The organism is Micromonospora sp. B006, from assembly GCF_003408515.1.
Lineage (GTDB): Bacteria > Actinomycetota > Actinomycetes > Mycobacteriales > Micromonosporaceae > Micromonospora > Micromonospora echinospora_A.
Genome location: NZ_CP030865.1, coordinates 4,881,847 through 4,908,684, shown reverse-complemented (window position 1 = coordinate 4,908,684; position 26,838 = coordinate 4,881,847). Strand labels below are relative to the sequence as shown.

The following is a 26,838-nucleotide window of genomic DNA, read 5'->3' as shown; positions in this document are numbered from 1 at the left end:
GTGTTCCGGCCCCGCCCACGCCGTCGCGCGTCTAGGCTCGCCGGGTGAGGCGGCGGCGGATCTGGGCGGCAGGGCTGGTGGCGGTGGCGCACGCGGCCGGCGGGTGCACGGGCGGCGACGACAACGGGTTCCGGGCTGGCGCGGCGGACGTCGGTGACCCGTACGTGCCGGGGGCCGGCAACGGTGGCTACGACGTCGGCCACTACGCGCTTGACGTGCGCTACGACCCGGCCGGCGACAAGCTCACCGGCACGGCCACGCTGACCGTCACCACCACCCGTGCGCTGTCCCGGTTCCAGCTCGACCTGGCCGGGCTCGACGTCGAGCGGGTCCGGGTGGACGGGGAGGCGGCGAAACACCGCCACGACGGCGCCGAGCTGATCGTCACCCCGCCGCGCGGGCTGCCGTCGGGGAAGCGGCTCACCGTCGAGGTGACGTACGGCGGGGTGCCGGAACCGCTGCCGAACGCCGAACTCGGCGACGGCGGCTTCCACGCCACACCGGACGGCGCGATAGCGCTCGGCCAGCCGGAGTCGGCGAGCACCTGGTACCCGGTCAACGACCACCCGTCGGACAAGGCCACCTACGACTTCGCGGTCACCGTGCCGGACGGGCTCGCCGCGCTCGCGAACGGCGTGCCGCAGGGCCGCACCAGCGCCGGCGGCTGGACCACCTGGCGCTGGTCGGAGCGCGCGCCGATGGCCAGCTACCTGAGCACGCTGGTGATCGGCGACTACCGGGTCAGCACCGGCACGCACGCGGGCAAGCCGCTGGTCACCGCCGTCGCCGAGGCGCTGCCCGCGGACGGGCCGGCCGCCGCGTCGGTGGCCCGCACCGGCGAGATCGCCGACTTCCTGGCCGAGCGCTTCGGCCCGTACCCGTTCGAGGCGTACGGCGGGATCGTGGTGGCCGACGAGCGCATCCGGTACGCGCTGGAGACGCAGAGCCGGCCGGTCTACGGGCCGGGCTTCTTCCGGGGCGACCGCCCGAACACCGAAGTGGTCGCGCACGAGCTGGCCCACCAGTGGTTCGGCGACAGCGTCTCGGTGGCCCGGTGGAGCGACATCTGGCTCAACGAGGGCTTCGCCACGTACGCCGAATGGCTCTGGGCCGAGCACGACGGCGGCCGGACGGTGGCGCAGACCGTCGCCGAACGGTACGCGGACACCGACTGGTCGAAGCCCACAGTCGACCCGGGCCGGTCCGGGATGTTCGGCGACGCGGTCTACCAGCGGGGCGCGCTCGCGGTGCACGCGCTGCGCCGCGCGGTCGGCGACGAGACGTTCTACCGCGTCCTGCGCGGCTGGCTGGCGCAGCACCGCAACGGCAACGTCACCACCGCCGACTTCGTCGGGTACGCCGAACGCACGTCCGGGCGGCCGCTGCGGACGCTGCTGGACGCCTGGCTGGTCGGCGCGACGCCACCGGGACTGCCGTGACGTGGGCGTGACCGCCGCTGGGTAGGCTGCCGCGGGCGGAGCGGCCCGTGGGCGGGGCCGCTGTTCGGGACCCGGAGGGATCGAAGCGATGACGCGGCGCGGCGGACGACGACGGCTCGGGCTGCTGGCCTGCACGACGCTGCTGGTGGCCGGCTGCGGCTCGGCCGAGCCGGACCCGGGACCGGCGGCTTCCACCACTGCCGCCCCGGCGGCCACGCGCAGCTTCGCGGCGGGCGCGCCCGGCGCCGGGGACCCCTACTTCCCGAGCTACGGCAACGGCGGCTACGACGTCGCGCACTACACGGTGAAGGTGCGCTACGACCCGGAGACGGACAAGCTCAACGGCACCACCACGCTGCGGGCCACCGCGACCGCCGACCTGTCCGCGTTCAACCTGGACCTGGCCGGGCTGACCGTCCGCTCGGTCACCGTGGACGGCGCCGCCGCCGGGCACAGCCGTACCGGCAACGAACTGGTGATCACCCCGGAAACCGGGCTGACCTCCGGCAACGGTTTCACCGCCGAGATCCGGTACGACGGGCGGCCGGAGGCGCTGCGGACCGAGGCGCTGGGCGAGGGCGGCTGGCTGCACACCTCCGACGGGGCGATCGCGCTCGGGCAGCCGGAGTCGGCGAGCACCTGGTACCCGGTGAACGACCACCCGTCGGACAAGGCGACCTACGACATCGAGCTGACCGTCCCGAAGGGACTGACGGCGGTCTCCAACGGCGTGCCGAAGGGGAAGACGACAAGCGGCGACTGGACCACCTGGAAGTGGTCGGAGGGCGCGCCGACCGCCAGCTACCTGACCACTGTGGCGATCGGCAAGTTCCGGGTCACCACCGGCGAGCACAAGGGACGGCCGGTGTACAGCGCGGTCACCACGCAGCTGCCCCAGGGCGCCCCGGACCGGTCGATCGCGCGGACCGTCGAGGTCGCCGACTACCTGGAGAGCGTCTTCGGGCCGTACCCGTTCGACTCGTACGGCGGGGTGGTGATCGCCGACGAGCGGATCCGGTACGCGCTGGAGACGCAGAGCCGTCCGGTCTACTCGGCCACCTTCTTCCGGCAGGGCGACAACACCGGCGTGGTCGCCCACGAGTTGGCCCACCAGTGGTACGGCAACAGCGTGTCGATCCAGCGCTGGCAGGACATCTGGCTCAACGAAGGGCTGGCCACGTACGCGGAGTGGCTGTGGGCCGAGCACAGCGGCTCGACCACCGTGCAACGCACGTTCGACCAGAAGTACGCGAACGCCGGCGCGCAGGTGTGGCGGACGCCGCCGGGCAAGCCGGGGGTGGAGAACCTGTTCAGCCGCTCGGTCTACGAGCGGGGCGGGATGACAGTGCACGCGCTGCGGGTGGCGGTGGGCGACACCGCGTTCTTCTCCGTCCTGCGTACCTGGGCGGCGGAGCGGAAGAACGGCAACGCCACCACCGCCGACTTCGTGGCGCTGGCCGAGCGGGTCTCCGGCAAGAAGCTGGCGAAGGTCTTCGACCCGTGGCTGTACGGCACCGAACGCCCGCCCACCCCGAAGCCGCTGTAGGTCGCGTCAGTTCTTGACGCGCAGCGACGGGTGGGCGGTCAGGAAGGCGTCGACCCGTCCGCCGCGCAGCGCGGTGAGGAAGTCGCGGCCGAGCGGCTTGAGCTGCTCGCCCCGGTACGCGCCGCCGCTGCTCACCCCGGCGCCGGGCAGCACGACGAGCGTGAGCCGGTCCGCCGGCACGCCACCCAGGGCGTACGCGAAGTCGATCAGCTGCCGGCCGCCTCCGGCGTACACCAGGGTCCGGCCGAGCGCGGCGACGACCTGCTCGACCCGCTGCGGGTCGCGGGCAGTGCCCTCGTCGACGATCTTGCGGGCCAGCGCCCGGAGCAGTTGCTGCTGGTGCCGCTGGCGGGTGTAGTCGCCACCGGCGGTGTAGCGCTGCCGCGCGTAGTCCAGCGCCTGCCAGCCGGTCAGGTGCCGGGTGCCCTTCTCGTAGACCATCTGCGGACCGATGTAGCCGCCGCCGCTCAGCGTCCGCATGGTGCCGTCCGGGCGGCGGTGCCGGGAGGCGACCCGCTGGTCCACGTAGAGGTCCACCCCGCCGAGCGTGTCCACCAGCTTGTCGAAGCCGCCGAACGTGATCACCGCCCCGGCGTCGATGCGCAGCCCGGTGTAGCGGGAGACGGTGGCGCGCAGCAGCTCGTACCCCTGGGCGGTGCTGGGGTTGGCCTTGTCGCCCGGCACCCGGCTGCCGTAGCTCATCGCGTGGGTGAGCTTGGTCCGGCCGCCCGGGTAGCGGGCCTTCGGGTAGGCGGGGATGTCCACCACCAGGTCGCGGGGGAGCGAGAACAGGTACGCCCGGTCCAGCCCGGCGGGTACGTGCAACAGCAGCACGGCGTCGGCGTGCGGCTCCCAGCCGGGGATGCTGACCCGCGTGTCGACGCCGACGAGCAGCAGGTTGAGCGGGCCCTTCAGGTCGGCGCCGGGCGGCGGCGTCGGGCTGGCGGTGGTCGGGGCGGGCGTCGGCGAGGCCGGCGGGGTGGTGCTCGGTCCGGCGGCCGGGGCGGCCGGGCGGTCGGCCACCAGCCGGGTGGTCACCACCGCTCCGGTGGCCACCAGCAGCGCGGCCACCAGCGCGGCCAGGCCCAGCAGGCGTCGTCTCGTCACGTTCGTGCCTCCCCGTGTGATTCGACGCGCCAGGGTGGCCGACAGGTTGCAGCGGCGGGAATCCCGGCGATCGAGCGCTCTGCATGATGTGCGAAAAAGCCTCGTTGGCGCTATAGCTACTCGTCGGTAATGATGCGTCCATGCGCTACGACGTGGTCGTCATCGGGTCCGGGTTCGGCGGCAGCGTCACCGCGCTGCGGCTGGCCGAGAAGGGTTACTCGGTAGGCGTCCTGGAGGCCGGCCGGCGCTTCGCCGACGACGAGTTCCCGCGTACGTCCTGGCGCGCGCGGCGGTTCCTCTGGGCGCCCCGGCTCGGCTGCTTCGGGCTCCAGCGGATCACGCTGCTGCGCTCGGCCGACCGCAAGGCCGGCGGCGGCGTACTCGTGCTCTCCGGCGCCGGAGTGGGCGGCGGCTCGCTGGTCTACGCGAACACGCTCTACGAGCCGCTCGACGCGTTCTACGCCGACCCGCAGTGGCGGGACATCACCGACTGGCGCGACGAGCTGGCCCGCCACTACGACCAGGCGAAGCGGATGCTGGGCGTCACCACGTACCCGATCGACACCCGCGCGGACCAGGCCGTCCGCGCGGTGGCCGAGCGGATGGGGGTGGCGCACACCTACCACCCGACGCCGGTCGGCGTGCACATCGGGCGTCCCGGCGAGCGGGTGGCCGACCCGTACTTCGGCGGCGCCGGGCCGGACCGCACCGGGTGCAGCCACTGCGGGTCGTGCATGACCGGCTGCCGGCACGGCGCCAAGAACACGCTGGTGAAGAACTACCTCTGGCTGGCCGAACGGCTCGGCGTGCAGGTGCACCCGCTGACCACTGTGACAGCGGTCCGCCCGGACCCGGCCGGCGGGTACACGGTGCACACCGAACGCACCGGCGCGTGGCTGCGCAAGCGGCGCGAGGTGATCCACGCCGACCAGGTCGTCTTCGCGGCCGGCGCGCTCGGCACCCAGCGGCTGCTGCACCAGATGAAGGCGACCGGCGCGCTGCCGGCGCTCTCGGCCCGGCTCGGCGAGCTGACCCGGACCAACTCCGAGGCCATCCTCGGCGCGTCGGTGGCGCCCGGCGCGGCCCGGCGGCGCGGCCTCGACTTCACCGAGGGGGTGGCGATCACCAGCTCGTTCCACCCCGACCCGCAGACCCACATCGAGCCGGTCCGCTACGGCAAGGGCTCCAACGCGATGGGGCTGCTCCAGTCGCTGCTCGTCGACGGCGGTCCCCGCCGTGCCCGGCGCTGGCTGGGCAGCATCGTCCGGCAGCCCGTGCTGGCCGCACGGATGCTGTCCGTGCGCCGGTGGTCCGAGCGCACCGTGATAGCGCTCGTCATGCAGTCGGTCGACAACTCGCTGACCACCCGGTACCGCAAGGGCCGGCTGGTCTCCGGCCCCGGCCACGGCGCGCCCAACCCGACGTGGATCCCGGCCGGCAACGCCGCGGCCCGGCTGCTCGCCGAGGAGATCGGCGGCACCCGCGGCGGGGCGGTCACCGAGCCGTTCAACATCCCGGTGACCGCGCACATCCTCGGCGGCGCGGTCATCGGCGCCACCCCGGACCAGGGGGTGATCGACCCGTGGCACCGGGTGTACGGCCACCCGGGGCTGCACGTGGTCGACGGCGCGGCGGTCTCGGCGAACCTGGGCGTCAACCCGTCGCTGACGATCACCGCGCAGGCCGAGCGGGCCATGTCGTACTGGCCGAACAAGGGCGAGGCGGACCCGCGCCCGGCGGTCGGCTCGGCGTACGCCCGGGTGGGGCCGGTGCCGCCGCGGCGCCCCGCCGTCCCCGCCCACGCCCCCGCCGCCCTGCGGTGAAAGGAAGGGCCCCTTCTTAACGCCTCCGGTAGAGGAAGGGGCCCTTGTTAACACATTCACCCCGCCACACCGCCGGGGCGCGTCCGGCGGCCCGGTGACTGTCGGTAGGCTTTGCGCACATGAGCACGCCTCGCCCCGTCCTCGTGGTGGACTTCGGAGCCCAGTACGCCCAGCTCATCGCGCGCCGTGTCCGCGAGGCGAAGGTCTACTCGGAGATCGTCCCGCACTCCATGCCGGTGTCCGAGATGCTGGCGAAGAACCCCGCCGCGATCATCCTCTCCGGCGGTCCGGCCAGCGTGTACGCGCCGGACGCGCCCCAGATCGACGCCGGGGTGTTCACCGCCGACGTGCCCGTCTTCGGCATCTGTTACGGCTTCCAGGCCATGGCCCAGGCGCTCGGCGGCACTGTCGCGCGCACCGGCAACCGTGAGTACGGCGGCACGCCGCTGCGCCCGCGCCTGACCGAGCCCGGTGTGCTGCTGCGCGACCTCCCGGCCGACCTGCCGGTGTGGATGAGCCACGGCGACTGCGTCACCGAGGCGCCGGAGGGCTTCACCGTCACCGCCGAGTCGGCGGGCGCCCCGGTCGCCGCGTTCGAGGACTTGACCGGCCGCCGGGCCGGCGTGCAGTTCCACCCGGAGGTCGGGCACACCGCGCACGGCCAGGAGATGCTGACCCGCTTCCTGTACGACATCGCCGGCATCGAACCGACGTGGACGCCGTCGAACATCATCGACGAGCAGGTCGCCCGGATCCGGGAGCAGATCGGCGACAAGGAGGTCATCTGCGGCCTCTCCGGCGGCGTCGACTCGGCTGTCGCCGCGGCGCTCGTGCACCGCGCGGTGGGCGACCAGCTCACCTGCGTGTTCGTGGACCACGGCCTGCTGCGGGCCGGTGAGGCCGAGCAGGTCGAGAAGGACTACGTCGCCGCCACCGGCATCAGGCTGAAGGTGGTCGACGCCCGGGAGCGGTTCCTCGGCGCGCTGGCCGGGGTGACCGACCCGGAGCAGAAGCGCAAGATCATCGGCCGGGAGTTCATCCGGGTCTTCGAGGCCGCCGCCCGGGAGATCGCGGCGCACGGCGACGTGGAATACCTCGTGCAGGGCACGCTCTACCCGGACGTGGTGGAGTCCGGCGGCGGCACCGGCACCGCCAACATCAAGAGCCACCACAACGTCGGCGGCCTCCCCGAGGACCTGAAGTTCTCGCTGGTCGAGCCGCTGCGCACGCTGTTCAAGGACGAGGTCCGCACGATCGGCCTGGAGCTGGGACTGCCCGAGGCGATGGTGTGGCGGCACCCGTTCCCCGGCCCGGGCCTGGCCATCCGGATCATCGGCGCGGTCGACGAGGAGCGCCTAGCTGTGCTCCGCAAGGCCGACCTGATCGCCCGGCAGGAGCTGACCACGGCCGGCCTGGACCGGGGCGTCTGGCAGTTCCCGGTGGTGCTGTTGGCCGACGTCCGCAGCGTCGGGGTGCAGGGCGACGGGCGCACCTACGGTCACCCGGTGGTGCTGCGCCCGGTCTCCAGCGAGGACGCGATGACCGCCGACTGGTCCCGGCTGCCCTACGACGTGGTGGCCCGGATCTCGACCCGGATCACGAACGAGGTCGCTGAGGTCAACCGCGTGGTCCTGGACGTGACGAGCAAGCCGCCGGGCACCATCGAGTGGGAGTGACGCGGCTCAGGCCGCTGGCGGCGGTCCGGCGTCCGGGCGGGGCGCCGGCGGTCCGGTGTCCGGCCCGGCCGGCGTCCGCGGCGTAGCCGGCGCGGTCGGCGGCACCACGGCGGTCGGCGGCACGGCGGTCGGCGGGACGACAGCGGTCGGCGGAGTCGGCCCGGTCGGCGGGACCGGCGGCCACCCGGGCGCGGTGCCCGGCGGGTGCGGCCAGGCGGGCGCGCCGGTCGGCTCCTCAGGCATCAGGAACCACATGATCGGGTACGCGAGCGCGGCGAGTCCGCCGGTGAGCACCGTGGCGGTCGCGAAGATCACCCGGATGAGCGTGGGGTCGGCGGCGAAGTAACGGCCGAGGCCGCTGGCCACGCCGGCGATCATGCGGTCGCTGACCGGGCGGCGGAGCTGCTTGTACGGGGCGTGTGAGGGATTCGGGGAGGTCATGTCTCAACGGTGCCGCGCGCCGTGGCGGGCGACCTCGGTGACCGCCCGGAGCCCTACCCTGACGCATCCCTGAGACGCCAGCGAAGAGTCAGGAATCTGACTCTTTTCGATCCCGGTAACCCGCTGCGGGGAGAATTTGATCCCGTGACCACCTCGCTGGAGCCGCTCCGCAGGATCGCGGCATACGCAGTTTGTGCTGATTCGAACGGCCGAGTGTTGCTGGTCCGCGCATCGGAGCGCTCCGGCACCCCCGGCACCTGGTCGCTCCCCGGAGGAGCGGTCGACCACGGTGAGGACCCCAAGCACACAGTCGTCCGGGAGACCGCGGCCGAGACCGGGCTCTCGGTGACGGTCGCCGGCCTTCAGGACGTGCTCGCCGACATGCGGGCGCTGCCCGAGCGGCGCATCACGATCCACACCGACCGCCTCCTCTACACCGTCTCGGTACGCGGCGGGACGCTCACCGAGCGGGTCGACCGCCCGACCGACCTGGCCCGCTGGTTCACCCTCGACGAGGCCCGGGAACTGCCGCTGCGGTCGTTCACCGCGCGTGCCCTGGGCCTGCCCACCTCCACCGACGACATCGTGCCGGAGGAGGTGCCCGAGTTCCCCTCGTTCTACGCCGTACCCGGCCCGGACGGGCTGCACCGGGCGCAGCGCTTCGCCGCGTACGCGGTGGTGACCGACCCGGAGGAGCGCGTGCTGCTGACCCGGGTGTCCGACGGCTACCCGGGCGCCGGCTGCTGGCACCTGCCCGGCGGCGGCACCGACTACGGGGAGCAGCCGGGCGCCGCGCTGATCCGGGAGCTGGTCGAGGAGACCGGGCAGACCGGCCGCCTGGTCGAGCTGCTCGGCGTGGCCAGCCACCGGGACGCGGCCTCGCTCGGTCCGGAGGGCTACCCGATCGACTGGCACGGCGTACGCGCCTTCTACCGCGTGGTCGTGGACCAGCCGGCGACGCCCACGGTGGCCGACGTCGGCGGCTCCACCTGCGAGGCCCGCTGGTTCCGCCGTGAGGAACTCGGCGCTCTGCCCACCGATCGCCTCACCGAGGTGACCGCCGAGGCGGTCCAGGCCGCCCACCTCCTCTAGATCCACCCCGCTCACACCCGCGCCCCACTCCGGCGATCATGAAGTTGACGGCGGGAAATGTCCGCCTCGGTACCGCTAATCTCATGATCGACGGAGTGGGGCGCGGGTGTGCGCGGGGCGCGGGGGAGTGGTGCGGGTGGAGCAGCGGCGGCGGGTCGGGGCGTTCGGGATGCTGCGGGACTCCGACGGGCGGGTGCTGCTGGCGCGTGGCTCGGCGCGGTGCCCGTACCCGGGGGTGTGGCAGTTGCCCGGCGGCGGCGTCGAGCACGCGGAGCACCCGGCCGACGCGGTGGTCCGCGAGTTCGCCGAGGAGACCGGGCTGACCGTCGCGCCCGGCGCGATCCGGGCCGCGGTCGCCGACGTGACCGTGTTCCGCACCGAGGACGTCGCGATGCACACGGACCGGTTGATCTTCGAGGTCGAGGCGCGGGACGGGCGGCTGCGACCCGAGCCGGACGGTGGCACCGACGAGGTGGGCTGGTTCACCCCGGAGGAGGCCGCCGGCCTCCCGTTGATGGTGTTCACCGCCGAGCTGCTCGGCCTGCCGGTGTCCCCGCTGCCGGCCGACATGCCCCGGGGCCTGCCCGTCGAACCGGCCGGCCTCACCGCCGACCGCCGCCAGCGCTTCGCCGCGTACGGGCTGGTCACCGACCCCGCCGACCGGGTGCTGCTCACCATGATCGCCGACGGCTACCCGGGCGCGGGCCGCTGGCACCTGCCCGGCGGCGGTACCGACCACGGCGAGCAGCCGGCCACCGGGCTGCTGCGTGAGCTGGTCGAGGAGGCCGGCCAGCTGGGCCGGGTGGTCGACCTGATGGCGGTGGACAACCTGCACAACCCGGCCGCGCTCGGCCCGGAGGGCCGTCCGCTGGACTGGCACGGCATCCGGGTGATCTACCGGGTACGCGTGGACGCGCCGACCGAGGCGGTGGTGACCGAGCTGGCCGGAGGCTCCACCGCACGGGCGGCCTGGTTCGCGCCGGAGCAGGTCAGCGGCCTGCCGATGACCGACGTGGCGGCCCGCGCCACCGGGCAACGGGTGAGGTGAATCGCTCGCCGAGCCGCCCTGGGTGAGCTCCGGTACAGTCGGAAGGAGGGGTTGGCCGACGAAAACGGACGTTGAAGCCCGAGATGGGAATGATTGAGCGGTTCGCGCGGTTAGAGGAGATATAAGTACCGCCGGCAGCTATCGCCAAGCCCCTGTTCCCTGTGCAATGGTGTACTCCGCAAAAGGGCTGCCGGACCCGAAAGGTCCGGCACGAGACAGCCGGACACCCGCCCCGTCGAGGGCGGCCAGCCGATCCGGTGATGGAGGAAACGTGCCGAGAGCCCCATGGCGCCGGCGTCGTACGACTGACAGTCCGCGCCCCGCAGGGCGTCGCTGGGCGGGCAGGTTGCGCCGCAGCAGTACGTTCGCCCGCCAGGTGCTGCTGGTCCGGGTGGGCCGCCGGGACGGCGCGGCCGTTCCGGGGACCGACCTGGTCACCCCCGACCACCGTTACGCCGACCGCCAGCGCCTCCGCTACGGCCGGCTCGACACCGACATCGAGGCGGTACGCCCGGTCAGCCCGGCGCTCGCGCCGGCCGCACCGGTCGACGACGAGTCCCCGGCGATGTCGATCCCGCTCCTGCCGGGTGAGCGCACCGCCGCCCGCCGGGCCAAGTTCGCGCTCGTCAACGCGTGCACGCTGAGCAGCCTCATGCTCGGCATGCTGGCCATCTTCCTGGCCATGCGCGGTGACGTGCAGATCGCGGCGATCTTCCTGATCGCCTGCGTGGCCTTCGACGGCCTCGACGGCGCGCTGGCCCGCAAGCTCGGTGTGGCCAGCCCGTTCGGCGCGCAGATGGACTCGCTCGCCGACATGTGCTCCTTCGGCCTCGCCGCGCCGGTCGTGGTCTACGCCTCGCTCGCCGGTTCGGCGCCCCCGGCGGCCGCCGCCGTCTCCTGCGCGCTCGTCGCCGCGTGCGCGGCGATCCGGCTCGCCCGGTTCAACGTCTCGCCGAAGGACGGCCGCTTCTTCTGCGGCGTGCCGACCACCATGGCGGCTGCGGTGCTCGCCCTGACCGTGGCCATCGGCGTGCCGGTCCCCGGCCTGGTGATGGTGGCCGGCGTGGCGCTGCTCGCCTTCGCGATGGTGTCGAGCTTCCCGTACGCCAAGCTCGCCCGGCTGCTGAAGCTGCCGCCGTGGCTGTGGCTGGCCCCGGTGATCGGCGCGCTCGTCGACATCCGGCTCACGTTCGCCCTCGTGGTGGTGGGCTACCTGGTCAGCGGGCCGCTGCTCTGGCTGCACCAGCGCCGTACCGCCTGATCCCCCGAGAACGACAGAAGGGGCGCCGCGAGAAGCGGCGCCCCTTCTTCGTGTCCGGCGCTCAGCGCCAGCGGGCGATCACAGTCGCGCCGCCGACCACCTTGTCGCCCGGACCGACCAGCGGGTCCGCCGCGTCGGCCGGCAGGTAGACGTCGGTCCGCGAGCCGAACCGGATCAGGCCGAAGCGCTCGCCCCGCGCCAGCAGCGAGCCGACCGGCGCCCGCTGCACGATCCGGCGGGCGATCAGCCCGGTGCGCTGCGCCACCACCACGGTGCCGTGGTCGGTGTCCAGCACCGTGTACGCCGCCACGTTGTGCTCGGCGTCCGGCTTCATGGCGTTGACGAACCCGCCGTCGGCGACGAAGTAGTCGACCACCTTGCCGGCCACCGGGGCGCGGTTGACGTGCACGTCCAGCACCGACAGGAACACCGCGATCCGCAGCCACTCGCCGTCGCCGAAGCGCTCGTCCTGCAGGCGCTGCACGGAGAGCACCTGGCCGTCCGCCGAGGCGACCACCGCCGACGGGTCCTCCGGCACGTCCCGCTCCGGGTCGCGGAAGAACGCGGCCACCGGCGCGGCGGCCAGCGCCGGCAGCAGCCAGAGCTTCGACTTCGGCCGGGTGGCCCGGGCCAGGGCGGCCAGGCCGAGCGTGATGCCGGCGGCGGCCACCCCGTTGGAGTCGATGTGCATGCCCCGGGTCAGCGGCACGCTCGACGGCCGGTACGCCGGGGACAGCGAGGCCGCGAGCGCGACCGGCGCCGGGGTGAAACGCAGGTGGTGCACGCGTACCGGCGGGGTGTTGCGCAGCACCAGGTCGGCGCGTACGCCGTGCAGCACGCCCTGCCGGTCCAGTTCGCCGTCCGCGCCCTCGGTGCGGAACAGCGGCGCGGCGACGCTCAGCACCGCGCCGTCGGCCAGGTATTTCGTCAGCCCGTCCACAGCGGCGCGCGCCTGCTCGGCGGTGCCGGTGAACGGCTCGGCGACGACCACCACGGCGGCGGCGTCCGCCTCGGCGAGGGTGTCGACCACGCGTACCCGGTCGGCGACCCAGCGGCCCTGCGCGGTCACGTGCTCCCGCAGCGCCGCCGCCGCGCCGCCCTCCGCCGGCACCACTGTGAGCCGGTCGCCGGGGAGCAGCGCCTCGATCGCCGCGGCCAGCACCGCGGACTCCGGAGTCGCGCCGACCAGCAGGCCGGCCTTCGGGTCGTTGCGCCGGGCGAACTCGCTGACGAGCGTGCGGGCGGCGCGCTCGCCGATGCGGACCGCACCGGAGGGACCGGTGACGCGCACGGCGGGGGACTGGGTCATGTCGGGCGGGCTCCTGACGAGGTAGCGGACGGGCGGGCAACGGCTCCGGCGACCCGACACGGCTCCGGCGTGGTCGGGTGCGCGGGCCGGCCGGCGGAGGCGAGATCTCCGCCGACCAGCATAGGCCGCGTTCCGAAGGCCCCGCAGTGGCGCGGTCAGGCCGGGTCGCCCGGCGTACGCCGCTCCTCGCGCGTCTCGTCCGCCGGCGGGTCCACCGTCGGCATCTCGCGGGTGGCGGGCTCCGACACGTCGGTAGTCGCCTCGGTGGCCCACTCGTCGGCCACGTCGGACGTCGCGTCGCCACCGCCGGCCGGGCTGTCATCCCGGTACGGCGCGGAGACCGTCGCCTCCGGTGGCGCGGGCTGCTCCGCGGTCTGGCCGGACCGCAGCGCGCCGATCAGCCCGAGCAGCCCGATCAGGACCAGCCCGCCGGCCAGGAACCAGCCGACCGGAGGTACGGACAGCCCGAGGATCCGGGCCAGCAGCCACCAGACGGACAGGCCGAGGAAGACGAGTCCGAAAGCGAACGACACGACGTCGGTGCGGTGCGCCTTCATCGGGTCACCTCCAGCTTGCCGGCGTTCACGTGGACGAAGAGGCGCAGTTTGCCGCCACCGGGACCGTCGGCGCCGACGTCGGTGGTCTCCCACTGGCGGCCGCCGAGCCCGCCGCTGCGCCGACCGAAGACCGTGGCGTCACCGGCGTTGACGTCGGCCACTGTGGTCACGTCGACGTTCGGCGGCACGACCACTGTCGCGTTGCCGAGGTTCACGTCGACTGTCACCTGCACGTCCTGCTTGTCGAAGTTGATCCCGCGCAGGTCGAGCACGGCGTCACCGAGGTTGTTCTCGTAGCGGTTGGCCAGGTCGCGCAGGTCGGTCGGCGCCCAGGTGACGTTGCCGTCGATGCCGCGCACCCGGTCGTAGGACTCGGCGATGGTGGCGACGCCGAGCGCCGCCGCGGTCACCAGGCCGAGGGCGATGAGCCAGCGGGCCCGGCCGAACCAGGTGCCCACGAGCAGGCCGAGGCCGATGGTGGCGAGCACCGCGGCGAAGTAGCCGGCCGCGCCGACCGGGAAGACGTCGAGCAGGTCGAGCATGGCCACCACGCCCAGCGCCAGGAAGATCAGCGAGAACGTGATCGCGCCGAGCGGGGAGCGCTCCTTCGGCCGCTTCGGCGGTCGCGGCGCCCGGACCGGCGGCTGCGGGGGCGGCGACCCGGCGTACGGGCCGTGCGGGGCGAACGGCGGGCGGTAGCCGCCGGGCGGCAGCGGCGCGCCCACCGGCCCGGGGGGCGGCACGGCTGCGGGTCCACCCAGCGGGGCGTCGGTGCTCCGGGTACCCGGCCAGGAGGGCGCCGCGCCGTAGGCCGGCCAGGTGGCGGTGTCAGCGACCGGACCGCTCACCGGCGGCAGCGCTGCGGTCGTCGGCTCGGACCAGCCCGGCCGGGTGCCGGCCGCGGCGGGCCAGCCCGGCGCCGGCAGCGTCGGGTAGCTCGTCCCGGCCCCCGCGAAGCCCGGCTCGCGCTCGGACGTCGCCGGATGGCCCGGCTCGCGCTCGGAGGTCGCGGGACGGTCCGGCTCGGACGGGGACGCGGGTGGGTAGCCCGGCTCGGACGCGGTCGCCGGTGGGTAGCCGGGCTCGGGGCGGCCGGCCGGCGGGTAGCCGGGCTCGGCGTGGGCGGCGTACGACGCTGCTTCGGGGCGGACCGGCGGCGCGGCGGGCCCTGCGGCCCAGGCGCCCGGCGCCGAGGCCGGCGGCGCGGGCCAGGCCACCGGTGGCACCGGACCCGGCGGCGGGCCGGGCTGCGGCGTCGGCTGAGCCGGCCGCTGCCCCGGGCCGCGCTGTTCGCCGTTGAGCAGCAGCGCGCCGCCGATCAGGATCACCGCGCCCAGCAGGATGGCCCGGAAGCCGTCGGTGACGACGTAGGCGAAGCCGAGGGCGACCACGATGCCGAGCACGATCACGGTGATCGGCGACATGCTGGACCGGCCGCGGCCGAGCATGGCCTCCACAGGTGACGCGGTGTCGCCCTCGCCCGGGATGATCAGCCAGCCGGCGACGTACACGATGATGCCGATGCCGCCGAAGAAGCCGAGCACGGCAAGCAGCACGCGCCACAGCACCGGGTCGGTGTTCGTGGCCCGGCCGATGGCGGCGCACACCCCGGCCAGGTAGCGGCCCTCGCGGGGGCGCACCAGGCCGTACCGGGTGGTGAAGCCGGCAGCGCCGGGCGGCGGGGCGTACCCGCCGGGTGGCGGGCCGGTGAACGGCGCGCCGCCGCCGGGCGGTGGGGTCGCGTGGTCGGTGGGGGGCGCCGACCCCGGTGGGGGCGGCGGCGGGGCGTCCTGTGCTGCCGCCCAGGGGCGGGGCGGACGGGCAGCGTCCTCGGTCATGCCTCCGATACTGCTGCCCCGGCCGCCCGGACTGCCTCAGGACCCGACCCTGACCCCACCCTGAGATCCGCCGGCGACGAAAGTCCGGGGCGTCCCCGTGGTCCGGGACGTCGCCGTCGTGTGACGATCTGAGCGTCGGCGTCGCCGGCGTCTCCACCTCGACCTGGGAGTTTCCGATCAGCAGCACCCCCGCCCCGCACGTCCCGCGCCTCTACCGGGCCACCGAGCACCGGCTGGCCGCCGGTGTGGCCGCGGGCATCGCCGAGCACCTGGGCATCCCGGTGCTGCGGGTGCGGATGGCGTTCATGGTCCTGCTCGGGCTCAGCGGCCTCGGGCTGCTGCTCTACGCCGCCTTCTGGGCGGTGGTGCCACCCCGCCCCGGCGACACCGCCGTCCCGCCGCGCCGTGACCTCGCCCAGCTGCTGCCGTTCGTGGCGATCGGGCTGGGCGTACTGCTGTTGCAGGTGTTCGCCTTCAACTCGGTGGGCGCGGCCGGCACCGCCGGCTGGCTGGTGGCGATCATCGCGGTCGGCGCGGGCGTCATCTGGCACCAGTCCGGCCCGGAGCGGCGCCGGCAGTGGGGCGACGCGGCAGTGCCCTGGCTGGGCGCGGTGGTGGAGGAGACCGACCGGCGCGCGTTCGTGCTGCGCTTCATCGGCGGCGGCGTGCTCGTCGCGGTCGGCATCATCGGCGTGGCGGCCGTCTACTCGCCGGCGCAGAACTTCGACGCGGTGCTCAACGGCGTGATCTTCGCGCTGGTCGGGCTGGCCGGCGTCGGCGTGGTGACCGGTCCGGTCCTCTGGCGGACCTGGAACCAGCTCCGGTCGGAGCGGGAGGGACGCATCCGCGAGCAGGAGCGGGCCGAGCTGGCCGCCATGGTCCACGACCAGGTGCTGCACACGCTGGCCCTGATCCAGCGCAACGCCAGCGACGTCAAGACGGTGCAGCGGCTGGCCCGTGGACAGGAGCGCTCGCTGCGCAACTGGCTCTACAAGCCGGCCGCCTCGCCGACCGAGCGGTTCGCGGCCGCGCTGGAGCAGGCCGCCGCCGAGGTGGAGGACACGTTCGCCATCACTGTCGAGGCGGTGGTCGTCGGCGACCGGGAGACCGACGAGCGGGTGGGCGCCCTCGTGGCCGCCGCCCGGGAGGCTCTGGTGAACGCGGCCCGGCACGCCGGTGTGCAGACCGTGTCGCTCTACGCCGAGGTGGAGCCGGAACAGGTGAGCGTCTTCGTCCGGGACCGGGGCAAGGGCTTCGACCCGGATACGGTGGAGAATCACCGGCACGGCGTCCGAGGATCGATCATCGGGCGGATGAAGCGGCACGGCGGCCGGGCGGAGATCCGGTCCGAGCCGGGAGAGGGGACCGAGGTCCGGCTGATCCTGCCGATCAGCGGCTCCGGCTCCACGGCGGAAAGGGACAGGTGACATGTCCGAGCAGGAACCGGTCGAGGGCACGGCCCCGCGAGGGCCGCTGCGGGTCTTCCTCGTCGACGACCACGCGATGTTCCGGGCCGGCGTCCGCGCCGAGCTGGGCGCGCGGGTCGAGGTGGTCGGCGAGGCCAGCTCGGTGGCCGAGGCGGTGACCCGGATCGCGGCCACCCAGCCGGACGTGGTGCTTCTCGACGTGCACATGCCCGACGGCGGTGGCCGTGCGGTGCTGGAGGCGATGCGGCGTACCCACCCGCAGGTGCGGTTCCTCGCGCTGAGCGTCTCCGACGCCGCAGAGGACGTCATCGGGCTGATCCGCGCCGGCGCGCGGGGGTACGTCACCAAGACGATCTCCCCGGAGGAGCTGACCGACGCGATCCGCCGGGTGGCCGACGGTGACGCCGTGTTCAGCCCTCGGCTGGCCGGGTTCGTGCTGGACGCGTTCGCGTCCCGGCCGGACGCGCCGGTGGCCGACCCCGAGCTGGACCAGCTCACCAACCGGGAGCGCGAGGTGCTCCGGCTGCTCGCCCGCGGCTACGCCTACAAGGAGATCGCCAAGGAGCTGTACATCTCGATCAAGACGGTCGAGACGCACGTCTCCAACGTCCTGCGCAAGCTGCAGATGTCGAACCGGTACGAGCTGTCGCGCTGGGCCGCGGACCGCCGCCTGGTCTGAGCCCACGCCGCACGGCGACCCCCTGGGAGGCATCGTCCCCCCGGGGGGTCGTTGGTGTCCGCACAGTCGACGTCGGTATCCTCCGGACGGACAAAAAACCCGCAGTCGTGCGCCCGTCGACGGGCCCGGAGCGGGCGCGGTCCTCGTCACAGCGCTTGCGGGCGGCAGGGATGCCCGTCAACCTCTATGTGCCCGTCTTGCCTGTTCAGGGCCCTATCGTCCGTACGCTTTGTGATCTTTTCTCAAGTATCGGCAACGCGGCAGGCAACTAACGTCTTGATAACGGCACCTTCACGGAAAGGGCCGGTGGGTGTCACAGTGGCAGCACCTCACCCCCCGGTGTGAGGCATCTCGTCGGGCCTGCCGACCACGTGACGCCGCCACCAGCGTCGCCGCGTGGTTGTCGACCCTGCGTGGTGCCCGCGTCCAAGGTGTGGCGCCCGGCGGATCGGTACCCCTGGGGTGTCCCGAAATCCTCTGCGGTAAACCGACGTCCCGCTTGTCCGGGTCGCCGGTGGTGTCACCCCCAAACGTGCGTGAAACCCACGACGGAACCAGGTTAAGAAAGAGGAGGCCCCTCGGAATGAGAGTCTCGAAGCGGGCGAGCGGCGCGCTCGCGGTGGGCGCGGCATTCGCGCTCGTCGCGTCCGGCTGCTCCAGCGGGAACAACCACGGTGGCGACGCCGGCGCCAGCTCGGACGGCGCGATCGTCATCGACGGTACCCAGCCGGAGAACCCCCTGGTTCCGGCGAACACCACCGAGACCGGTGGCGGCGCGATCATCGACTGGATGTGGAGCGGTCTGGTCGAGTACCCCAACAACGGTGGGGCGCCGCAGAACCTGCTCGCCGAGTCGATCGAGACGAGCGACTCGAAGGTCTTCAAGATCAAGATCAAGCAGAACACCAAGTTCCACGACGGCACCACCGTCAAGGCCGAGAGCTTCGTCAAGGCCTGGAACTGGGCGGCGTACGGCCCGAACGGCGCGCAGAACGCCTCCTTCTTCTCCGACATCCAGGGCTTCGACGAGGTCTACACCGAGGACCCGGACGGCCCGGACGGCCCGCAGAAGGCTCCGGACCCGGCCAAGAAGGACATGTCCGGCCTCAAGGTCGTCGACGACTGGAACTTCGAGGTCACGCTGAACGCGCCGACCGCCGTGTTCCCGACCAAGCTCGGCTACAGCGCCTTCGTGCCGCTGCCGGACGCCTTCTTCTCCACCACCCCGGCGGAGTTCGGCAAGAAGCCGATCGGTAACGGCCCGGTCAAGCTCGTCTCCTGGCAGGACGACGTCGAGATCAAGCTGACCCGCTTCGACGACTACAGCCTGCGCGACAAGATGAAGGTCAAGGACGTCACCGTCAAGATCTACCAGGACGACACGGCGGCCTACAACGACCTGCTCGCCGGCAACCTGGACTTCCAGCAGCAGGTTCCGGTCTCCGCGCTGGCCGGTGAGAAGTGGAAGACCGACCTGGGCGAGCGGGCGATGTCCTCGACCACCCCGTCGACCGGCATCATCGCCTTCCCGATCTACGACAAGCGCTTCCAGAACCCGAAGCTGCGCAAGGCGATCTCGCTGTCCATCGACCGGCAGGCGATCACCGACAAGATCTTCTTCGGTACCCGTAAGCCGGCCGACAGCTGGGCCAACCCGCTGACCCCGGGCGCCGAGCCGGGCAACTGCACCGCCTGCAAGTTCGACGTGGCCCAGGCCAAGCAGCTGTACGCCGAGTCCGGTGGCTTCAAGGGCAAGCTGACCCTGTCGTACAACGCGGACGCCAGCCACAAGGAGTGGATGGAGGCCGTCGCCCAGCAGATCAAGACCAACCTGGGCATCGACGCGGTCGCCGTCGGCGTGCCGACCTTCGCGGTCTTCCGCGCCAACATCAACGCCTACAAGATGACCGGCGCCTACCGGGCCGGCTGGCAGCAGGACTACCCGGACGTGGAGAACTGGATCAACCCGCTCTACGTCACCGGTGGTTCCTCGAACGACGGCAAGTACAGCAACACGCAGGTGGACGCCCTCTCGAAGGAGGCCACCGCGGCCCCCAGCATCGAGGAGGCCCACAAGAAGTTCGCTGAGGCCGTCAAGCTCATCGACCAGGACGTTCCGTCGATGCCGATCTACTTCGGTGGCCAGCAGTCCGGCCACTCGGAGAAGATCAAGAAGCTGGAGCTGACCAACGTCGGCGAGCTCGACATCACCTCGGTCGAGCTCTGATCCGAACGCTCTGACCCCGGGTCGGGCTCGCCTACCGGTGAGCCCGACCCGGGGCCGTTCCGCGAGGGGGTGTACAACGAACCCCTCGCAAACGTTGTCGCCGCCGCGCCGGCCCGCGCCGGCGCTCCCTGTCTGGAGGACCACCCCATGGGCCGTTATCTCTTGAGACGGCTGCTGCAACTCGTGCCGGTGTTCATCGGTACGACGTTCCTGATCTACTGGCTCGTCTGGTCAGTACCCGGTGACCCCTTCGCCGGCAAGTGCGGCGACCGCGGTTGCCCGCCGAACTACCGCGCCATGATGACCGAGAAGTACAACCTCGACGAGTCGATCTGGGTGCAGTACGCCAGCTACATGAAGAACCTTCTGCAGGGTGACTTCGGTATCACGTTCGGCGGTCGCGAGATCAGCGACATCATCGCCACGTCGTACCCGAACACCCTGAAGCTGGCGGTGGTCGCCCTCGCCATCGAGGCCGTGATCGGTCTCGGCGCCGGCATCCTCACCGGCCTGCGGCGCAACGGCTTCCTGGACAACCTGGTCCTGGTCTCCACCCTCTTCCTGATCGCCCTCCCGGTCTTCGTCATCGGCTTCGTGCTGCAGTGGCTGCTCGGCGTGAAGTGGGGCATCATCAACCCGACCGTGTCCAACGAGATGCGGTTCAGTGAACTGATCGTGCCGGGCTTCGTGCTCGGAAGCGCATCGATGGCGTACATCGCCCGGGTGGCGCGTACGAGCATCGCCGAGAACCGGCGTGCCGACTACGTCCGCACCGCGATCGCCAAGGGCCTCCCGATGCGCCGCGTGGTCGGCGTGCACCTGCTGCGCAACTCGCTCATCCCGGTGGTCACCCTGCTCGGCACCGACCTCGGCGCGCTGATGGGTGGCGCGATCGTGACGGAGGGCATCTTCGGCATCAACGGCATCGGCCGGCAGGTGCTCCGCTCGATCGTCACCAAGGAGAGCGCTACCGTTGTCGGCATCGTCGTGGTGTTGGTGCTCGTCTATCTCATCATGAACCTGGTGGTGGACCTGCTCTACGCCGCCCTCGACCCGAGGATCCGCTATGAGTGACCGCCGCAGCGTACGAAACGTCCCAGCAGTCTGCGCGGGCAACCACGCCCGTGCCGAGCGCAGCGAGGTACGGGCATGAGTGACCCGAATACCGCGTCGATCGTGTCGACGCCGCCCGCGACCATGCCCACCGAGGCGGGGTCGGGCGCGCCCACCAACGCGGGCCTGCCGGAGAGCGCGAAGCAGAACAAGCCGCGTGGCCTGCTCGGTGACGCCTGGATCGACCTGCGCCGCAAGCCGCTGTTCTGGATCTCGGCGACGATCATCCTGGTCTTCCTCGTGATGGCGGCCTTCCCGTGGCTGTTCACCTCCGGCGACGCGGTCAACGGCTCGCTGGACCGCAGCCGGGTCGAGCCGTCGTCGGCCGCCTGGTTCGGCTACGACGTGCAGGGCCGCGACGTCTACGCCCGGGTCATCTACGGCGCCCGCGCCTCGATCGTGGTGGCAGTGGTCTCCACCCTCCTGACGCTGCTCGTCGGCGGCACGATGGGCATCATCGCCGGCTACCGCGGCGGCTGGGTGGACGCGCTGCTGTCCCGTGTCGCGGACATCTTCTTCGGCCTGCCGTTCGTGCTCGGCTCGATCGTCATCCTGACCACGTTCAACGGGTCCGGCAGCGACAACGGCGAGTGGACGATCATGGGTCTGGTCATCCTGTCCCTGAGCGTGCTGAGCTGGCCGGTGGTGATGCGGCTGATGCGGTCCTCGGTGCTCTCCACCAAGGAGGCCGACTACATCGTCGCGGCCCGCGCGCTCGGCGCCAGCACCGGCCGGATCATCCTCAAGCACCTGCTGCCGAACTGCCTGGCCCCGCTTCTGGTCTACGGCACGATCATGGTCGGCTCGTTCATCGGCGCGGAGGCCACGCTCTCGTTCCTGGGCATCGGCCTGAAGAGCCCGGTCGTCTCCTGGGGCATCATGATCAGCGAGGCGCAGAACTACATCCGGGTCTCGCCCTACCTGCTGTTCTTCCCCGCCGCGTTCCTCGTCGCCGCCGTGCTGAGCTTCGTCATGCTCGGCGAGGCGGTCCGCGAGGCCCTCGACCCGAAGCTCCGATAGGGGAACTGAGTTGTCCGACATTCTCGTGTCCGAGCAGTCCTCGCCGGGCGCCGACGGATCCGGCCGCCCCTCGGGCCGGCTGCTCGAGGTCGACGACCTTCGGGTGGAGTTCCGTACCCGGGACGGCGTCGCCAAGGTCATCAACGGAGTCACGTACCACGTCGAGGCGGGGGAGACCCTCGCCGTGCTCGGCGAATCGGGCTCCGGCAAGAGCGTCACCGCGCAGACCATCATGGGCATCCTGGACACCCCGCCCGGGTTCGTCACCGGTGGCCAGGTGCGCTTCCACGGCAAGGACATGCTCACCATGTCCCCCGAGCAGCGGCGGCGGATCCGGGGCGAGGGCATCGCCATGATCTTCCAGGACTCGCTCTCGGCCCTCAACCCGGTTTTCACGGTCGGCTTCCAGATCGCCGAGCAGTTCCGCATCCGGCGCGGCATGAGCCGCTCGGACGCCAAGAAGCGCGCGATCGAGATGCTCGACCAGGTGAAGATCCCCAACGCCAAGGGCCGGTTCAGCAACTACCCGCACCAGTTCTCCGGCGGTATGCGGCAGCGCGCCATGATCGCCATGTCGCTGGCGCTGGACCCCGAGGTGCTGATCGCCGACGAGCCGACCACCGCCCTGGACGTGACCGTGCAGGCCCAGATCATGGACCTGCTCGGTGAGCTCCAGCGGGAACGGCAGATGGGCATGATCCTGATCACCCACGACCTCGGCGTGGTCGCCGACGTCGCGGACCGGATCGCGGTCATGTACGCCGGCCGGATCGTCGAGGAAGCCGACGTCTACGACCTGTACCGCAAGCCGGGACACCCGTACACGCTCGGCCTGCTCAACTCGATCCCGCGGATGGACGAGAAGGGGCAGGAGCTCCGCACGATCAAGGGCCTCCCGCCGAACCTGATGAACATCCCGCCGGGCTGCGCGTTCAACCCGCGTTGCCCGATGGCGCAGCCGGTGTGCCGGGAGAAGGTCCCGCCGCTGCTGCAACTGGGCAACGGCCGGGCCAGCGCCTGCCACTTCGCCGAGGAACTGGTGAACCGTGACTGAGAACATCATCGAGGTTCGTGACCTGGTCAAGCACTACCCCGTGACCCGGGGCGTGGTGTTCAAGAAGACCATCGGCCAGGTCAAGGCGGTCGACGGAGTCTCCTTCGACCTCAAGGCCGGCGAGACGCTCGGCGTGGTCGGCGAGTCCGGCTGCGGCAAGTCGACGCTGGCCCGGGTGCTGATGAACCTGGAGAAGCCGACCGCCGGTCAGGTGCTCTACAAGGGCCAGGACATCTCCAAGCTCTCCGGTGGCGCGCTGCGGCGACTGCGCCGGCAGATCCAGCTGGTGATGCAGGACCCGTACACCTCGCTCAACCCCCGGATGACTGTGGGTGACCTGATCGGCGAGCCGTTCGAGATCCACCCCGAGGTGGCTCCGCGCGGCAGCCGGCGCACCAAGGTCAAGGAGCTGCTCGACCTGGTCGGCCTCAACCCGGAGCACATCAACCGGTACCCGCACCAGTTCTCCGGCGGTCAGCGGCAGCGCATCGGCATCGCCCGGGCGCTGGCGCTGCGGCCCGAGGTGATCGTCTGCGACGAGCCGGTGTCGGCGCTCGACGTCTCCATCCAGGCGCAGGTGATGAACCTGCTGGAGAAGCTCCAGGGCGAGTTCGGTCTCTCGTACGTCTTCATCGCCCACGACCTGTCGGTGGTGCGTCACCTCTCCGACCGGGTCGCGGTGATGTACCTGGGCAAGATGGTGGAGATCGGCACCGAGGACGAGATCTACGAGCGGCCGACCCACCCGTACACCCAGGCGCTGCTGTCGGCGGTGCCGGTGCCGGACCCGACCGTGCGCGAGAGCAAGGCGATCATCCGGCTCCAGGGCGACGTCCCCTCGCCGATCAGCCCGCCCTCGGGCTGCCGGTTCCGGACCCGGTGCTGGAAGGCGCAGGACGTCTGCGCCCAGGAGGTGCCGCTGCTCCAGATCCGGCCGGGCTCGGACCACCCGAGCGCGTGCCACTTCGCGGAGAAGCGGGAGATCGTCGTCACCCACGACGCGGCCTGACCCGAACCGAACCGCCTGCCGGCGTCAGCTCGACGCCGGCAGGCGGTTCGTCGTCTCCGGGCGCGTCACGGCGTCTCCGCGCACGTCACAGCGGGCCGCGGCCGGCGCGCAGCAGCAGGAGCGCGAGCTGGGTGCCGTCGGCGCCGAGTTCGGCGCGGAACCGCTCCAGGATCTCCCGTTCGCGGGACAGCACGAGCCGGGTCCCACCGGAGGCCATCCGGGTCGCGCCGACCTCCTGGGAGAGCGCGGCCCGCTCCTGCCAGAGCGCGATGAGGGTGCTGTCGATCTCGTCGATCCGCCGCCGGATCTCGCCGATCCGCTCGGCCGCCGCCGCGTCGTCGGTGCCGGTACGGGCCGCCGCGGCGCCGGTCGGATCGGCGTCGGCCGGCCGGCCGTTGCGCGCCAGGCTGCCGCTGGACTCCACCACGTCAGTCATCATCGTCGTCCCTCTCGGGGCTCGGGCCCGGTACCCGGATCCCGGGACGAAAACGCCCCGGGCTCGGGGAGCCCGGGGCGTTTCGTAGGTCTGTGATCAGGCGCGACCCACGGCTGCCGGACTCCCGGTGCCGTAGTAAAAGTAGAAGCGCTGATCGAACACGTCGTCGAGTATGCCGACCACCCGGGCGGGCGCGCAAGAAGACGCACCAACAGGTGAGACGTGCCGCCGCGCGCCGACCGGCCGCGGGCGGGGAAGTGTCCGGCCGGCGGCATAGACTCGGGCTGCGATGCATCCTCTCTTCGACATCCCCGCGTCCCCGCCCGCGCCGGAGTCCCGGCCGACCCCGCCGCGCCGCCCCGGGGCCGCCGGGTCGGACCCGCAGGCCCTCCTCGACGGCCTGAACGGCCCCCAGCGGGACGCGGTGACCCACGCCGGCTCCCCGCTGCTCATCGTGGCCGGCGCCGGCTCCGGCAAGACCCGGGTGCTGACCAACCGGATCGCCTACCTGCTCGGCGCCCGGGACGTGCACCCCGGCGAGATCATCGCGATCACCTTCACCAACAAGGCCGCCGGTGAGATGAAGGAACGGGTGGCCGCGCTGGTCGGCCCGCGTGCCCGGATGATGTGGGTGTCGACGTTCCACTCCGCGTGCGTACGCATCCTGCGGGCCGAGCACGAGCACGCCGGCCTGAAGTCGACGTTCTCGATCTACGACGCGGACGACTCGCGCCGGCTGATGCAGATGGTCGCCCGCGAGCTGGACCTGGACCCGAAGCGCTACCCGGCCCGGGGCCTGGCCGCCCAGGTGTCGAACCTGAAGAACGAGCTGGTCGACCCGGAGGAGTTCGCCGGCCGGGCCAAGGGGCCGAACGAGCGGGCGCTGGCCGAGGCGTACACGCTCTACCAGCGGCGGCTGCGCGAGGCCCACGCGCTGGACTTCGACGACCTGATCATGACCACCGTGCACCTGCTCCAGTCGCACCCGCACGTGGCGGAGAGCTACCGGCGGCGGTTCCGGCACGTGCTCGTCGACGAATACCAGGACACCAACCACGCCCAGTACGTGCTGATCAAGGAGTTGGTCTCCGGGACCGAGGGGATCCCGCCGGCCGAACTCTGCGTGGTCGGCGACGCCGACCAGTCGATCTACGCGTTCCGCGGCGCGACCATCCGCAACATCCTGGAGTTCGAGCGGGACTTCACCGACGCCCGCACCATCCTGCTGGAGCAGAACTACCGCTCGACCCAGACCATCCTCAACGCGGCGAACGCGGTCATCGACCGCAACACCTCCCGCAAGCCGAAGCGGCTGTGGAGCGACGCCGGGTCCGGCGAGCAGATCGTCGGGTACGTCGCCGACACCGAGCACGCCGAGGCGGACTGGGTGGCCCGGGAGATCGACCGGCTGGTCGACGACGGCGACACCCGCCCGGGCGACGTGGCGGTCTTCTACCGCACCAACGCCATGTCCCGCGTGTTCGAGGAGGTGTTCATCCGGGTCGGCCTGCCCTACAAGGTGGTCGGCGGGGTGCGCTTCTACGAGCGCAAGGAGGTCCGCGACGCGCTCGCGTACCTGCGCGCGGTGGTGAACGACGACGACACGGTCAGCCTGCGGCGGATTCTCAACACGCCGCGCCGGGGCATCGGCGAGCGGGCCGAGGCGTGCGTGGAGGCGCTGGCCGCGCGCGACCGCATCTCCTTCGGCGCCGCGCTGCGCCGGGCCAAGGACGCGCCCGGCATCTCCACCCGGGCCGCGAACGGCATCGCCGAGTTCGTCGCGCTGCTCGACGCGGCGCGGGAACTGGCCGACACCGGCACGCCGGAGGAGGTGCTGGAGGCGGTGCTGACCCGCTCGGGCTACCTGGCCGAGCTGGAGGAGAGCCTCGACCCGCAGGACGCCGGCCGGGTGGACAACCTCCAGGAGCTGGTGAGCGTCGCCCGGGAGTACACCGAACGGATCGAGGCGCTGGGCGCCGACGACGAGCGGGCCACCCTGGCCGGGTTCCTGGAGCAGGTGGCGCTCGTCGCCGACGCCGACCAGATCCCCTCCGACGACCCGGACCACCAGGGCGTGGTCACGCTGATGACGCTGCACACCGCGAAGGGCCTGGAGTTCCCGGTGGTCTTCCTGACCGGCCTGGAGGACGGCGTCTTCCCGCACCTGCGGTCGCTCGGCGACACCCGCGAGCTGGAGGAGGAGCGGCGGCTGGCGTACGTCGGCATCACCCGGGCCCGCCAGCGCCTCTACCTGTCCCGCGCGGTCACCCGGTCGGCGTGGGGCGCGCCCGCGTACAACCCGCCGTCGCGGTTCCTGGAGGAGTTGCCGCCGGAGCTGGTCCGCTGGGAGCGCACCGAGGGGTCGTACACCTCGTGGGGCGGCGGGGGCGGCGGCGTCGGCGGCCGGGCGGACCGCCTGGGCCGCGGCGGCTTCGCCGGCGGCACGCCGAAGGCGACCGAGCTGGCGAAGCGGCTGGGCGTGGACGCCAGCCGCCTGTCCACGGCGAGCGAGCTGAAGCAGGCCCCGAAGGTCTCGGCCGGGGACCGGGTCAACCACCAGCGGTACGGCCTGGGCCGGGTGCTGGCGGTGGAGGGAGCCGGTCCGGGCGCCCGGGCCCAGATCGACTTCGGCGACCAGACCATGTGGCTGGTGCTGCGGCACGCGCCCATCGACAAGCTCTGAGCGTGAGCGGGCCCGGTCCGGCTTGTGGCCGGACCGGGCCCTCCTCCTGTCGT

21 protein-coding genes are annotated in these 26,838 nt (G+C 72.4%); 15 read left to right on the top strand and 6 right to left on the bottom strand.

Annotation, left to right across the window (positions count from 1 at the left end; translation table 11 throughout):
• Window positions 1-44 precede the first annotated feature (44 nt).
• Complete coding sequence (locus MicB006_RS21990) at window positions 45-1,439, top strand: M1 family metallopeptidase (protein ID WP_116508612.1); 1,395 nt, start codon at window positions 45-47, stop codon at window positions 1,437-1,439.
• Window positions 1,440-1,527: 88 nt separating this feature from the next.
• Window positions 1,528-2,985: a M1 family metallopeptidase gene (locus MicB006_RS21985; protein WP_116508610.1), complete on the top strand. Its 1,458-nt coding sequence runs from the start codon at window positions 1,528-1,530 to the stop codon at window positions 2,983-2,985.
• Between the two features lie 6 nt (window positions 2,986-2,991).
• On the opposite strand, the gene MicB006_RS21980 is transcribed toward MicB006_RS21985, so the two are convergent.
• Window positions 2,992-4,092, bottom strand: a complete 1,101-nt coding sequence (locus MicB006_RS21980) for an LCP family protein (RefSeq protein ID WP_116508608.1) — start codon at window positions 4,090-4,092, stop codon at window positions 2,992-2,994.
• 140 nt (window positions 4,093-4,232) lie between these two features.
• Here MicB006_RS21980 and MicB006_RS21975 point away from each other — a divergent pair, with 140 nt between their 5' ends.
• Window positions 4,233-5,915: an FAD-dependent oxidoreductase gene (locus MicB006_RS21975; RefSeq protein WP_116508606.1), complete on the top strand. Its 1,683-nt coding sequence runs from the start codon at window positions 4,233-4,235 to the stop codon at window positions 5,913-5,915.
• A 119-nt stretch (window positions 5,916-6,034) separates the two neighbouring features.
• Window positions 6,035-7,591, top strand: a complete 1,557-nt coding sequence (guaA, locus tag MicB006_RS21970) for a glutamine-hydrolyzing GMP synthase (protein ID WP_116508604.1) — start codon at window positions 6,035-6,037, stop codon at window positions 7,589-7,591.
• A 6-nt stretch (window positions 7,592-7,597) separates the two neighbouring features.
• Here guaA and MicB006_RS21965 read toward each other — a convergent pair whose 3' ends face one another.
• Entirely contained in the window at window positions 7,598-8,032 is a 435-nt protein-coding gene (locus tag MicB006_RS21965; protein ID WP_116508602.1) for a PspC domain-containing protein, read from the bottom strand.
• Window positions 8,033-8,176: 144 nt separating this feature from the next.
• Between MicB006_RS21965 and MicB006_RS21960 the strand changes: the two genes are divergently transcribed.
• The 3 genes from MicB006_RS21960 (at window position 8,177) to MicB006_RS21950 (ending at window position 11,433) form a co-directional block, all read left to right on the top strand.
• Window positions 8,177-9,124, top strand: coding sequence for an NUDIX domain-containing protein (locus MicB006_RS21960; protein ID WP_073828874.1), 948 nt, complete (start codon window positions 8,177-8,179; stop codon window positions 9,122-9,124).
• A 136-nt stretch (window positions 9,125-9,260) separates the two neighbouring features.
• On the top strand, window positions 9,261-10,172 hold the full coding sequence (locus tag MicB006_RS21955; protein ID WP_116511700.1) for an NUDIX hydrolase: 912 nt from the start codon (window positions 9,261-9,263) through the stop codon (window positions 10,170-10,172).
• Between the two features lie 346 nt (window positions 10,173-10,518).
• The gene (locus MicB006_RS21950; protein WP_073828873.1) at window positions 10,519-11,433 is read left to right on the top strand and encodes a phosphatidylcholine/phosphatidylserine synthase; all 915 of its coding nucleotides are present in this window, start codon (window positions 10,519-10,521) and stop codon (window positions 11,431-11,433) included.
• 61 nt (window positions 11,434-11,494) lie between these two features.
• Here MicB006_RS21950 and MicB006_RS21945 read toward each other — a convergent pair whose 3' ends face one another.
• From MicB006_RS21945 to MicB006_RS21935, 3 genes are all read right to left on the bottom strand, one after another.
• Window positions 11,495-12,742, bottom strand: coding sequence for a phosphatidylserine decarboxylase (locus MicB006_RS21945; RefSeq protein WP_116508600.1), 1,248 nt, complete (start codon window positions 12,740-12,742; stop codon window positions 11,495-11,497).
• A 155-nt stretch (window positions 12,743-12,897) separates the two neighbouring features.
• The gene (locus MicB006_RS21940; protein ID WP_116508598.1) at window positions 12,898-13,299 is read right to left on the bottom strand and encodes a hypothetical protein; all 402 of its coding nucleotides are present in this window, start codon (window positions 13,297-13,299) and stop codon (window positions 12,898-12,900) included.
• The gene (locus tag MicB006_RS21935) at window positions 13,296-15,137 is read right to left on the bottom strand and encodes a PspC domain-containing protein (RefSeq protein WP_116508596.1); all 1,842 of its coding nucleotides are present in this window, start codon (window positions 15,135-15,137) and stop codon (window positions 13,296-13,298) included. Before MicB006_RS21935 ends, MicB006_RS21940 begins: the two co-directional genes overlap by 4 nt.
• A gap of 176 nt (window positions 15,138-15,313) precedes the next feature.
• Between MicB006_RS21935 and MicB006_RS21930 the strand changes: the two genes are divergently transcribed.
• From MicB006_RS21930 to MicB006_RS21900, 7 genes are all read left to right on the top strand, one after another.
• The gene (locus tag MicB006_RS21930) at window positions 15,314-16,564 is read left to right on the top strand and encodes an ATP-binding protein (RefSeq protein WP_116508594.1); all 1,251 of its coding nucleotides are present in this window, start codon (window positions 15,314-15,316) and stop codon (window positions 16,562-16,564) included.
• A gap of 1 nt (window position 16,565) precedes the next feature.
• Window positions 16,566-17,243 carry a response regulator transcription factor gene (locus tag MicB006_RS21925; protein WP_073828868.1) on the top strand — a complete coding sequence of 226 codons (678 nt, stop codon included), beginning with the start codon at window positions 16,566-16,568 and terminating at the stop codon, window positions 17,241-17,243.
• 583 nt (window positions 17,244-17,826) lie between these two features.
• On the top strand, window positions 17,827-19,470 hold the full coding sequence (locus MicB006_RS21920) for an ABC transporter substrate-binding protein (RefSeq protein WP_116508592.1): 1,644 nt from the start codon (window positions 17,827-17,829) through the stop codon (window positions 19,468-19,470).
• A 147-nt stretch (window positions 19,471-19,617) separates the two neighbouring features.
• On the top strand, window positions 19,618-20,544 hold the full coding sequence (locus tag MicB006_RS21915; protein WP_013288523.1) for an ABC transporter permease: 927 nt from the start codon (window positions 19,618-19,620) through the stop codon (window positions 20,542-20,544).
• Between the two features lie 75 nt (window positions 20,545-20,619).
• Window positions 20,620-21,603 carry an ABC transporter permease gene (locus tag MicB006_RS21910; protein ID WP_073828866.1) on the top strand — a complete coding sequence of 328 codons (984 nt, stop codon included), beginning with the start codon at window positions 20,620-20,622 and terminating at the stop codon, window positions 21,601-21,603.
• 25 nt (window positions 21,604-21,628) lie between these two features.
• Window positions 21,629-22,657: an ABC transporter ATP-binding protein gene (locus tag MicB006_RS21905; protein ID WP_073828865.1), complete on the top strand. Its 1,029-nt coding sequence runs from the start codon at window positions 21,629-21,631 to the stop codon at window positions 22,655-22,657.
• Window positions 22,650-23,666, top strand: coding sequence for an ABC transporter ATP-binding protein (locus MicB006_RS21900; RefSeq protein ID WP_073828864.1), 1,017 nt, complete (start codon window positions 22,650-22,652; stop codon window positions 23,664-23,666). The genes MicB006_RS21905 and MicB006_RS21900 overlap by 8 nt, the downstream gene beginning before the upstream one ends.
• An 85-nt stretch (window positions 23,667-23,751) precedes the next feature.
• Here the strand turns inward: MicB006_RS21900 and MicB006_RS21895 are convergent, their stop codons facing one another.
• On the bottom strand, window positions 23,752-24,105 hold the full coding sequence (locus MicB006_RS21895) for a chorismate mutase (RefSeq protein ID WP_073828863.1): 354 nt from the start codon (window positions 24,103-24,105) through the stop codon (window positions 23,752-23,754).
• A 286-nt stretch (window positions 24,106-24,391) separates the two neighbouring features.
• On the opposite strand from MicB006_RS21895, the gene pcrA reads away from it, so the two are divergent.
• On the top strand, window positions 24,392-26,785 hold the full coding sequence (gene pcrA / locus MicB006_RS21890; protein ID WP_116508591.1) for a DNA helicase PcrA: 2,394 nt from the start codon (window positions 24,392-24,394) through the stop codon (window positions 26,783-26,785).
• Window positions 26,786-26,838 lie beyond the last annotated feature (53 nt).

What these genes read in the sequence shown, in the direction of transcription:
- MicB006_RS21985 (WP_116508610.1), top strand. Translation starts at nt 1,528, where the DNA reads ATGACGCGGCGCGGCGGACGACGACGGCTCGGGCTGCTGGCCTGCACG.
- MicB006_RS21975 (WP_116508606.1), top strand. Translation starts at nt 4,233, where the DNA reads ATGCGCTACGACGTGGTCGTCATCGGGTCCGGGTTCGGCGGCAGCGTC.
- guaA (WP_116508604.1), top strand. Translation starts at nt 6,035, where the DNA reads ATGAGCACGCCTCGCCCCGTCCTCGTGGTGGACTTCGGAGCCCAGTAC.
- MicB006_RS21965 (WP_116508602.1), bottom strand. Translation starts at nt 8,032, where the DNA reads ATGACCTCCCCGAATCCCTCACACGCCCCGTACAAGCAGCTCCGCCGC.
- MicB006_RS21945 (WP_116508600.1), bottom strand. Translation starts at nt 12,742, where the DNA reads ATGACCCAGTCCCCCGCCGTGCGCGTCACCGGTCCCTCCGGTGCGGTC.
- MicB006_RS21940 (WP_116508598.1), bottom strand. Translation starts at nt 13,299, where the DNA reads ATGAAGGCGCACCGCACCGACGTCGTGTCGTTCGCTTTCGGACTCGTC.
- MicB006_RS21935 (WP_116508596.1), bottom strand. Translation starts at nt 15,137, where the DNA reads ATGACCGAGGACGCTGCCCGTCCGCCCCGCCCCTGGGCGGCAGCACAG.
- MicB006_RS21925 (WP_073828868.1), top strand. Translation starts at nt 16,566, where the DNA reads ATGTCCGAGCAGGAACCGGTCGAGGGCACGGCCCCGCGAGGGCCGCTG.
- MicB006_RS21920 (WP_116508592.1), top strand. Translation starts at nt 17,827, where the DNA reads ATGAGAGTCTCGAAGCGGGCGAGCGGCGCGCTCGCGGTGGGCGCGGCA.
- MicB006_RS21915 (WP_013288523.1), top strand. Translation starts at nt 19,618, where the DNA reads ATGGGCCGTTATCTCTTGAGACGGCTGCTGCAACTCGTGCCGGTGTTC.
- MicB006_RS21910 (WP_073828866.1), top strand. Translation starts at nt 20,620, where the DNA reads ATGAGTGACCCGAATACCGCGTCGATCGTGTCGACGCCGCCCGCGACC.
- MicB006_RS21895 (WP_073828863.1), bottom strand. Translation starts at nt 24,105, where the DNA reads ATGATGACTGACGTGGTGGAGTCCAGCGGCAGCCTGGCGCGCAACGGC.
- pcrA (WP_116508591.1), top strand. Translation starts at nt 24,392, where the DNA reads ATGCATCCTCTCTTCGACATCCCCGCGTCCCCGCCCGCGCCGGAGTCC.